Consider the following 10,466-nt stretch of genomic DNA (forward strand, 5'->3'; position numbering starts at 1 on the left):
GATAATTTGAGCAAAACGGTGACAAAGAGGGTGGCCTTCTAGTCCGTGACAGTGGCCTTATCTGACCGTGAGGGTGGCCCTCTTTCTCCGTGAAGGTGGCCTTATTCGATCGGAATACTCAATTCCACTGCATCTTTGCTTAATCCTAAGCTGAGAGTATTCCAGATAAACGGTAACCTATATAGATTAAAAGACCGCGTCGAATTGGAACGAGATTGCTGAATCACCAAACCGAAGTGATCCACCGAATCCCCAATAAGTATATAGGTGGATCACTTCTAAATTGTAAGTTGTACAATAAATGGTTCACTTTTATATTATCAAATACACATAAGTGCAACCCCACCCTATATTACCTGTAGCCATAGTAAATTTGCAGTCTGACGATTACAATACTCATAAATATGCTGTTGCAATATCGGATCGTTAGTGCGCACTGATAATCACGATCTCAATAGCTATGAGAGTCTGCCACAAGTTTACCTTCATGTTCCGGCGGATTGTTCTTTCGGTTCCATTTTAGGATTATGCTCTGGGATGTTGACTTCTTGAGTCTTTCTACTTTTGGTCACTTAGTGCTTAAGGTGCTCGCCCGCTCTGGATAAATGCTTCTCTAGTCAACCGCACTACTCTCATGGAACTTTATAGGCTTAGCAGGGCATCCAACTGCAGTACACTCCCGCGGAAGCTCTTTTACAACAACAGCTCCAGCTCCAACAATTGTCCCATCTCCAACCCGCAGGTCCTGAATTACTTGACTCCCAGTACCCATCTCAACACACTCACCAAGGACCGTATTGCCAGATACATTTACACTAGGATATAACGTTACAAAATCTTCAATAACTGCATCATGACCGATCGTGCAATCAAGATTAATAATGACATGTGACCCAATACTAATATCAACCGTAATGATAGTACCAGCACTAATTATCGAACCTTCCCCGACAGTCACTCTTTCCGATAGAATCACCGATGGGTCAATAAGCACTGCAAATCTAATGTCGCCGAGCCTCTCTATTACCTTTTTTCGAGCTTTCGAGGCCCCTATAGCACAAATAGCATATGTTGTTTCACGGTCCTGTTCTCTTAACCAAGCACAATCCCCAAGAACAGGATATCCAGCAACAATACTCCCATGTAGGCTTTCATTATCATCAACATAACCCACTATTTCCCACGTGGGTTGGATACTATTGATTCTCTCAACCAACCACGCTACCTCATGCCCAAACCCACCAGCTCCGATTATTACCAGCTTCTTCATCATAATCTCAAACCTACCTCATAACTCATCATTTTTCCCTATTTCTTTTCGACAATAAACACATCATTTGTAGTTGCACTCCCACCAATACTAAGCATTGCACCGTTATCAACATGCGTTAATTGGTAAACCCTCTGCCTGACCAGCGATCTGTTTATATGAATCTAGTATCATCCTCACACCGGTTGCACCAACTGGGTGACCACAACCGATAAGACCGCCACTTGGATTAATGGGCTTATCGCCGTCAAAGAATACTTCGCCACTCTCGATTGCCTTATATTCATACCCAGGATCCGTAATACCGAAAGCAGAAATCGCAGCATATTCACTGGATGTAAAACAATCATGGATTTCAAAAACGTCTATGTCATCCATGGTCATGTTTGCCCTTCTATAGGCATCAAGGATAGCTTGTCGTGTCCATGGAAGTATGTATTCGTTATTTGAACTTGCTTCGATTTTACTCCCAAATCTCATAGGAGCAACTCTATGACCCCACCCCTTAACTACAACAGGATGCTCAATGCTCTTATACCTTTCTTCCATAAACTCTTCTGAGGCTATGGCAACAAGTGCTGCTCCATCCGTAACTTGCGAACAGTCCGAAATACTCAACCTACCGCCTATTATATCGTTGGTCACAGTACCTCGTGCCTTAGCTTGAGCTTCATTCATGAACCACTTTCTGGTCTGGGCGTTTGGATTCCTCTTAGCATTTGAGTAATTCTTTGAAGATATCTTAGCTAAGTTGTCCAAGTACCGTTCTTCATCCAAGTTATACTTGTCGATCGTCACATCAGCTAGCTTTCCAAAAAGCTTAGGAAACGGAAAATCAATTCCAGCTGCTTCATCTTCATAAAACGCTGCTCTTCCTAAAAAGTCACCGCAGGATTTGGAGTCCACAGTCTTCATTAGCTCCCATCCGATCACCAAACCAAGATCATAGTCTTCTGCTCTAATCTTGGTCATGGCAGCATCCAATGCCACTGAACCAGATGCACAAGCAGCTTCATATCTTGCGGATGGAACACCGTAGAAGGCAGGGTGTACTTCTGTAAGTAGTGCTCCAAGATGGCCTTGGTTGATGTAGTACTCACCAATGAAGTTCCCTACGAAACAGGCAATTCTTGATTGCTTATTCAGTTGGCTAATATCATCGTAGGTCAAACCAATGTTCTTCAGTCCGTCATCAATTACCTCTTTCAGAAGAGCAAGGACTCCTTTGCCTTCCTTACTCCAATTTCGTGCAAAATCAGTCTGTGCTCCTCCAAGAAGATATATGTTTCTATCTACTTTCTTCACTACGTATCCTCCTACCTAGCCTTAAAAAAGGGTCTAAAGTCGCACCTAGACCTAGGAATATCGGTAAGTATATCGTCAATGTCTATGCTAGAAAGGAACTCTTTAGAGAGCCTATTGGATGCAATTTTCTTAAATGATTCTACACCACCGAAAGCATCTATGGCAGCCAGCGGTGGTACCCAGTCAAAACCACGTGACATAACGATATCTGCAGAATGAATATCTTCGCCAATCGACTTTGATATCGAAATCGCGTAAATCACATACTTAATTAAAAACTGTATGCAGATAGTCGCTTCTACTGAATGGTTGCTGATAAGTTTCCGAAACGCTTGTGCATAATTACCTACTTTAAACTCTTGTATCATCTCTTTGGCGAACGGAAAAACAAACTGTTCCCTAACTCTATATTCGCCCGTAACTATGTCGTAGACATTAACTATTCTGCTACCATCAGCTTTCACCACTGTTTGATACAGACCACAACCAGATTTCTTGCCAAGCTTGCCCTGTAAAATCAACTCTAGTGCAAATTCAGGCATGGCAAAGCTTTTATGCGCGTAATCACTTGTATTATGATAGATATTATCCGCTATGGCTTTATGAACATCTAGCCCGACAAAGTCGGAAGTCACTAGAGGAGGCATGCTTCTGCCTGTGAAGGGCCCAAGAATAGAATCTATATAGTCAATACCACCATTATCTTTGTATACCTCTGCATACTGCATTGCCTCATTTATAAATTGAAACCCAATTCTGTTACCCATGAATGCAGGTTCATCTTTTACTTCAACAACATCTCTGTAAAGAACATCCTTAAGGTATGTTTTAATTTCATCTACAATTCTTGCATCCGTGTATCTAGAAGGTATGACCTCGCACAAGGTCATATAATAGGGTGGATTATACATATGCATCCCGACAAAACGACGTCTGATTTTCTCATCAAAGCACTCGCTGAGTTGATTAACAGACAAACCAGATGTGCCTGTAGCGACTATAGCATTCGGTCTGACGTATTCAGCAAATCCCTTATAAACATTCTTTTTGACACTGATATCTTCGGCTACACTTTCAAAAACCAAATCAGATTCTGATATACATTCCTCTAAATCACAATATGTCTTCGGAATTAAGTTACTGGCAATTGCTTCTGCTCTAACAGACATCACCGCTTTAGCCTTGGCTTTATAAGCAGCTTCTAGTTCTCGAGATACCATATATACCTTGGCATCACCAAATGAAGCGAATATGCCAGAAACTCTACATCCCATCGTACCATTTGCACCAATCACAGTCACAACGTTAATATTCATTCCGTCAAACCCTCGCGTTGTTGTCCATTTTCTATTTTCCTTGAATAAGCTCTCTCACTACCGGGTTTCTCAGTTTACGATTTCCACACAAAGACCTATAGCAACCATAATCCTGAACACTTCGCAGCAGTCGCAATTATGTATATATGATATTCGATACCTCTATGGATGATAGTCAGTCTATAGATTTCCTCTCAACCCTAGTTCTAATCCTAGTCTCATGGAGCTCCTTGCAACTGCTTTCATTTGAAAACAAGGGCATAGTATCCTCCTCCGAGTTATTGATGCCTTTTCTACTAAAGACATTTCTTATTGTCATAAAGAATATCTTCATATCAAGCAAAAAGCTAATGTTATCAACATACCATACATCTAGTTTAAATTTCTCTTCCCAGCTTATGGTGTTTCGTCCATTAACTTGAGCCCAACCAGAGATCCCCGGTCGAACCTTGTGTCGACGCATCTGCTCAGGCGTATAATGACTAAGGTACTGAACAAGAAGAGGTCGCGGTCCTATGAAACTCATCTCACCAAGCAATATGTTAAAAACCTGCGGCAACTCGTCTATACTTGTCTTTCGCAGAAACGAACCTACCTTTGTCATTCTTTCTATATCAGATAGTTGTCTACCGTTTCGCTTGGTTTCGATTCTCATAGTTCTAAATTTATAAACCTCAAATATCCTCCCGTCTTTTCCTGGACGCTTCTGATTAAAGAAAACTGGTCCTTCCGGTTCTTCTATCTTAATAGCCATAGCTGCTATTGCCATGATAGGCAATACGATAGGCAATACAGTAACAGCAAGAACACAATCTAGTATTCCTTTTAGTGTCAAATAAGGTTTCATGACTTAACCCTTTTCCTCAATTCGTTATGAAAGTAAGCTTGCTCATCTTAGTAATCGAGGTAGACTAGACGTATCGTACTTGGCGTTTGTCGAAACGAGTCTTTTCATAACAGTTCCTTAATAGTATCTACAACAAGCTGTTGTTCTTCTTCCGTCATGGCACCCCCTGATGGTAAACATACACCCCTGCTGAACAAACATGCAGATACATCCTCATCATGGGTATAGTACTCAGACTCCCGGAATACAGGTTGAAGATGCATAGGTTTCCACACCGGTCGAGATTCTATGTCTTTTTCATCTAGTGCTTTAACAACATCCTCAGGAGTGATTCTCTCATCAGCGATAGTAATCACGGTAAGCCAGTAATTTGGTGGACCATAGGATGCTATGGGCATTAACTCAATCTCATGGTTACCTGCAAATGCCTTTTTATAGGTTTCATACACTCTTTTTTTCTGTTGAATTCGTTCATCAAGCACCCTTAGTTGACCTCGGCCAATGGCAGCCAGAATATTACTTAAACGATAATTATATCCAACCTCTTTATGCTCATAGTGACGCGCGGGTTCTCTTGCTTGGGTCGCCCAAAACTTCATCTTTTTGATAGCATCAAGATCATTTGAAACGGCCATCCCTCCACCGGAGGTTGTAATGATCTTGTTCCCATTAAAGGAAAAGATACCTATGTGTCCAAAAGTACCACTCGCTTTCCCCTTATGCATCGCACCTAAAGATTCTGCCGCATCTTCTACAACCGGAACACCATAATGCTCGCAGATTGGCAGAAGCTTGTCCATATCAGCACTTTGTCCATATAGATTAACAATGATTACGGTTTTAGGTTTTATACCTCTATTTTCGAAAGCTTCAAATGCTTTCTGTAATGCCACCGGCGACATGTTCCAACTATCAGGTTCAGAATCAATAAACACCGGTATTGCTTTCTCATACATGATTGGATTACAACTGCCCGCAAAAGTCAGTGAAGAACAAAAGACATAGTCTCCTTCTTGAACACCAAGGTACTTTAGTGCCAAATGAATAGCTGCTGTACCAGACGATAAGGCCAAGGCACTCTTTGATCCTACATACTGTGCTACTTCGTTTTCAAAAGCCTCAACATGTGGACCCAAAGGAGCAATCCAATTCGAGGCAAATGCATCTTCAACAAAGCTTAGTTCTTCCCCTCCTAGATGAGGGGGAGAGAGATATATACGATTGTGACTCAACTCCAAGACCTCCAAATATGAGCAAATATAGGGATGCTTCACTTCATCCAGTTTGATTCATCGAGCATATCCCAGTAAAACTCCTCAATTCTACACCACACATCCTCAGACCTAAAATTCTCGGTAACATAACGCTTCGCTGCGAAACCCATATTTCTCGCCAGCTCCTGATTGCTCAACAGCAATGATATATTGCTCGCTAAAGCTTCTATATCCCCGATCGGACTTAGCAGTCCTGTCTCATTATCTATAACTGCATCTACCACACCAGTTGCATACGTCCCAACAGTTGGAATGCTGGCAGCCCCAGCCTCAAGAACAACATTAGGAAATCCTTCCCTGTAAGTAGGGAGAACCAATAAATCCATAAGCATATAATAAGGAGCAGGATCGTTCACGTGGCCTACTAAAATAATGTCTCGGTTTTCCTCTAATTCTTTTCTGATCCGCGGTTCGACCGTTTCGGCACTATCCTTTCTTCCTACAACTAGAAGAACTAGATCCGGGAATTCCTTCTTTACAATCAAGAAAGCGTCTACTAATTCATTGATCCCTTTATCTCGTGTAATCCTACCGACAAAACCAATAACACGGCTTTGTAACGGGATATTAAGCTTGCAGCGAATTTTCTCTGCTCCTAATGGTCGCTGCAGAGTCTGTTCGTAATCTTCCAAATTTATACCATTGCTACTACCTTTACCTAAAACATATGTCTTTTTGTTTACAGCAAGACCTAGCTCCACCATTTCCTGCCGCACACTCTCACTCACACATAACACCCTGTCAGAACAAGCTATAGCTATTTTTTCACACATACATAGAATACTCTTCTTAATGCCGCTAGTAGTCTCAAAGCGTAAACCCCGTACGGTATAAATTATGTTAGGAACCCCTGCTAAGCGGGATGCTATTGCTCCTAAAAAACCCGCCTTAGGCGTACTTACATTTACCAAATCAGGCTCTAACGTTTTAAAAAGTCTATATAACTGCCAGAGGGCTCTAAGGTCCTGAAACGGGGACGATATACCACGATCCATCACAACCGAAACCGTGTTAACTTGTTCTGTCTCGCCTGCCTTATCTAAACCCGGACCAGGAGCAGATACAACGGTTACATCAAAGCCGGCTTCCCGCAAATATGAAAGCTGTCCTCTCATTAGCCCTACACTAGCTGATGACGTCACTACATGAATGACCTTTGGAGGTTGCATTGATACAGAATCCCTCCTAGATTACACCAAATGATCCTTTTTATTGCAGTTCACCACAGCATACACTATAGATTATTTACATACCAATCTATAGTCATTTCCAATCCTTGATCGATATTTATCTTAGGTTCATATCGCAAGAATTTTATTGCCTTCTCCACATCCGCATTGGAATGCTTTACATCACCTTTACGAGGTGGTCTAAACTCTGGTGTGATGCTCTTGCCAAGCAAGTTAGAAATCTTCTCATAGAGTTCAAGTACTGTAGTGCTACTTCCACAAGCGATATTAAACACCTGACCGAAAGCAGGTGCAGTAGCTGAACAAGCTAACAAGTTTGCTTGGATCACATTTGAAACGTGTGTAAAGTCGCGAGACTGTTGACCATCACCATAAATCACACCGGGCTGATCGTTGATCAAACGTCTTACGAATTTGGGGATTACCGCAGCATATGCCGAATGAGGATCTTGTCTCTTACCAAAGACATTGAAATATCTCAAACCTATAGTTGGTAGCCCATATAATTCAAAGAATAGACGTGCATAAATTTCGTTAGTTTTCTTGGTAAGTGCATATGGTGAAAGCACCCTACCAACTCTATCCTCTTTTTTAGGTAGATTAGGATCATCACCATAGACCGAAGAAGATGAGGCGTAGACAAATCTTTGTACATCCTGATCTCGAGCAGCGACTAACATATTTAATGTGCCTGAGATATTTACATCATTTGTAGTCTTAGGAGCCTCTATTGAACGCGGAACGGACCCTAAAGCTGCCTGATGGAGAACATAATCTACTCCTTTGCATGCCTTCTGACATCTTTCTAGGTCTCGAATATCACCGTTGATGAATTCTATGTCATCTTGATACTCTCTCAAGTTTTCTGCTTTGCCGGTAGACAGGTTATCTAACACTCTAACATTAGCCCCGTTTTCCAATAGGGTTTCCACAATGTTAGAACCGATAAAACCAGCTCCACCGGTTACCAAGTATACAGCCATTTTTGTGACACTCCTTAGTCTTCTTTAGTAGCTGCCGCTTCTGTTTCCATTAGTGATGCTTGCGGGTATTCGGGCAGGGGTGCCCCTATTTTGATAATGTTACTGCTTTCTATACCCGCAAAGGCATTTCGTGTATCCAAAACAAGTTGGGCGTTTGCAGCAATCCACCTATAATCCAAACTGCTATGGTCGGTGACTAAAAGCACTAAATCGTACTCTTGTATATGGTCCAAACCTACACCGTATACGTAATCTCCGGTGCTCTCGTCTAGGAATCTATCTACAAATGGATCGTGAAAGTCTGTCCTGGCTCCTTTTTCTTGCAGCAACCGAAATAATTCTAAGCCAGGAGAATCCCGTAGATCATTGATGTCCTTCTTGTAAGCAACTCCCAGAAGAAGAATTCTAGATCCATTGATACATTTCCTTTGTAAGTTTAGTGCATCGCTAACCTTATTAACAACATACCGTGGCATGTTTCCATTTGTATCACTGGCAAGTTCTATAAATTTATTATAAAAGTCATAGGTCTTAGCTTTCCAAGATAGATACATTGGGTCTATTGGAATACAATGTCCACCGATTCCTGGTCCTGGTGTAAACTTCATAAAACCAAACGGTTTTGTAGCAGCAGCGTCAATGACTTCCCATACATCAATTCCCATTCTATCACACATTAGTGCCATTTCGTTAACCAAGGCAATGTTGACTGCTCTAAATGTGTTTTCTAAGAGCTTTACTGTTTCGGCTACCTTTGTGGAGCTTACGGTAACGACAGACTCGAGTACATTTTCATATAGCATAGAAGCTAGCCTGGAACACTGCGGTGTAGTTCCACCGATAATCTTTGGGGTGTTCTTTGTATTATAGTGCTTATTCCCCGGATCAACCCTTTCTGGCGAGAAACAGAGGAAGAAGTCAACACCTACTTCTAATCCACATTCCTCGAGTTCAGCGCGAACTAACTCTTCAGTAGTTCCCGGATATGTGGTGCTTTCGAGGATAATAAGGGTACCCTTTTTCATATGTTCTTTGATACCTCTGACCGCTGCGGTAATGTAAGTAATATCCGGATCTTTCGTCTTCCTCAAAGGTGTTGGAACACAAATACTAATGGTATCCATTTCACCTACTCTAGCATAATCGGTGGTAGCTTCGAAGTTACCGTTAGCGGCAACTTGCTGAAGTTCTTTATCAGATACGTCAAGAATGAATGACTTACCAACCTGTAACTGCTTGACTTTCTCTTTAGATAGGTCTATGCCTATGACTTTATATCCAGCCTTGGCCATTTCCACAGCTAATGGTAAGCCAACGTATCCAAGTCCGATCACTCCTACTACTGCTTGTCTATTCATAATCTTTGATTTTAACAAATCATAATTCATAATTGATAGCCCCCAAATTCAACAAAGACACCAGATTTTACAGCTGCCTAAATGAAATCATGCCAAAAGATGTTCTGGAGCCACTTGCAGTCTGACCCCCTAAACGTATGGGTTCTCTTCCGTGTGTCCTTGGCCTCCATGGCTTGGTAATCGTGGAGTGTTCTAGCCTAACCGGACACGTTGAAGATAAACTAACTGGTTCGTGCTCACGATACCTCCAAATTTGAAACAATATCTTTACGCTACTGCCAAAAGCCCCTTGTAATAGTTTTGTTCGTACCCTTGGGGAGACATATCTCCAAGCAGACTGTGAATTCGATGCGGATTGTACCAGCACACGACATAGTTCACGACTGCCAAAGTGGCTTCAGAGCGAGTCGAAAACCGTCTACGGTGGATTAACTCCTTCTTGATCGTTGCAAAAAAGGATTCTGCACAGGCATTGTCATAGCAATCGCCCTTAGCGCTCATACTCTGCTGTATATTCTTCTCGCTTAGTAGATCCCGGAAGGCATATGAGGCGTACTGTGAGCCGCGATCAGAATGGAAAATTAGACCCTCTAGCGGCCGTTCATTGGTAATAGCCTTGTTCATAGCGTCAATCACAAGTTCCTTCCCTATTCGGGCCGATAGGGCCCAACCCACGACTCTGCGAGAAAAAAGGTCAATAACTGTGGCTAGATAAAGCGTAAGCGTCAAAGCTAGCACACATACCTGCTTCTTGGTAGTGATGAGATAATCAATACATCACGCGGAAGGAGTTGGTATTCTGAAGAATCAAGCCAAGAAGGAACTATGGGTGGAACGTATCCGGTCTTTCGAAATCAGCGGATTGAGTCGCCGGGCGTGGTGCCAAGAACAAGGATTACCTGAACATCAGCTGGGTTATTGGA

Annotated in this window: 8 protein-coding genes and 1 pseudogene; all 9 read right to left on the minus strand. The window is 42.1% G+C overall.

Annotated features, from left to right (window positions below):
• Window positions 1–613: 613 nt before the first annotated feature.
• Entirely contained in the window at window positions 614–1,270 is a 657-nt protein-coding gene (locus M0Q40_11650; GenBank protein MCK9223250.1) for an acetyltransferase, read from the minus strand.
• Between the two features lie 38 nt (window positions 1,271–1,308).
• Window positions 1,309–2,575 (minus strand): annotated as a pseudogene (locus M0Q40_11655) (acetyl-CoA acetyltransferase).
• Between the two features lie 11 nt (window positions 2,576–2,586).
• A complete protein-coding gene (locus tag M0Q40_11660; protein ID MCK9223251.1) occupies window positions 2,587–3,891 on the minus strand; it encodes a 3-hydroxyacyl-CoA dehydrogenase family protein in 1,305 nt (434 codons plus the stop codon).
• Window positions 3,892–4,066: 175 nt separating this feature from the next.
• Complete coding sequence (locus M0Q40_11665) at window positions 4,067–4,738, minus strand: sugar transferase (GenBank protein MCK9223252.1); 672 nt, start codon at window positions 4,736–4,738, stop codon at window positions 4,067–4,069.
• A 104-nt stretch (window positions 4,739–4,842) separates the two neighbouring features.
• On the minus strand, window positions 4,843–5,970 hold the full coding sequence (locus M0Q40_11670) for an aminotransferase class I/II-fold pyridoxal phosphate-dependent enzyme (GenBank protein MCK9223253.1): 1,128 nt from the start codon (window positions 5,968–5,970) through the stop codon (window positions 4,843–4,845).
• A 38-nt stretch (window positions 5,971–6,008) separates the two neighbouring features.
• Window positions 6,009–7,181 carry a glycosyltransferase family 4 protein gene (locus tag M0Q40_11675; GenBank protein MCK9223254.1) on the minus strand — a complete coding sequence of 391 codons (1,173 nt, stop codon included), beginning with the start codon at window positions 7,179–7,181 and terminating at the stop codon, window positions 6,009–6,011.
• A 65-nt stretch (window positions 7,182–7,246) separates the two neighbouring features.
• Window positions 7,247–8,185, minus strand: coding sequence for an SDR family oxidoreductase (locus tag M0Q40_11680; protein ID MCK9223255.1), 939 nt, complete (start codon window positions 8,183–8,185; stop codon window positions 7,247–7,249).
• A gap of 14 nt (window positions 8,186–8,199) precedes the next feature.
• Window positions 8,200–9,573, minus strand: a complete 1,374-nt coding sequence (locus M0Q40_11685; GenBank protein ID MCK9223256.1) for a nucleotide sugar dehydrogenase — start codon at window positions 9,571–9,573, stop codon at window positions 8,200–8,202.
• A 237-nt stretch (window positions 9,574–9,810) separates the two neighbouring features.
• Window positions 9,811–10,281, minus strand: coding sequence for an IS3 family transposase (locus M0Q40_11690; protein MCK9223257.1), 471 nt, complete (start codon window positions 10,279–10,281; stop codon window positions 9,811–9,813).
• Between the last annotated feature and the right edge of the window lie 185 nt (window positions 10,282–10,466).

It is taken from the genome of Limnochordia bacterium, from assembly GCA_023230925.1.
GTDB lineage: Bacteria > Bacillota > Limnochordia > DUMW01 > DUMW01 > JALNWK01.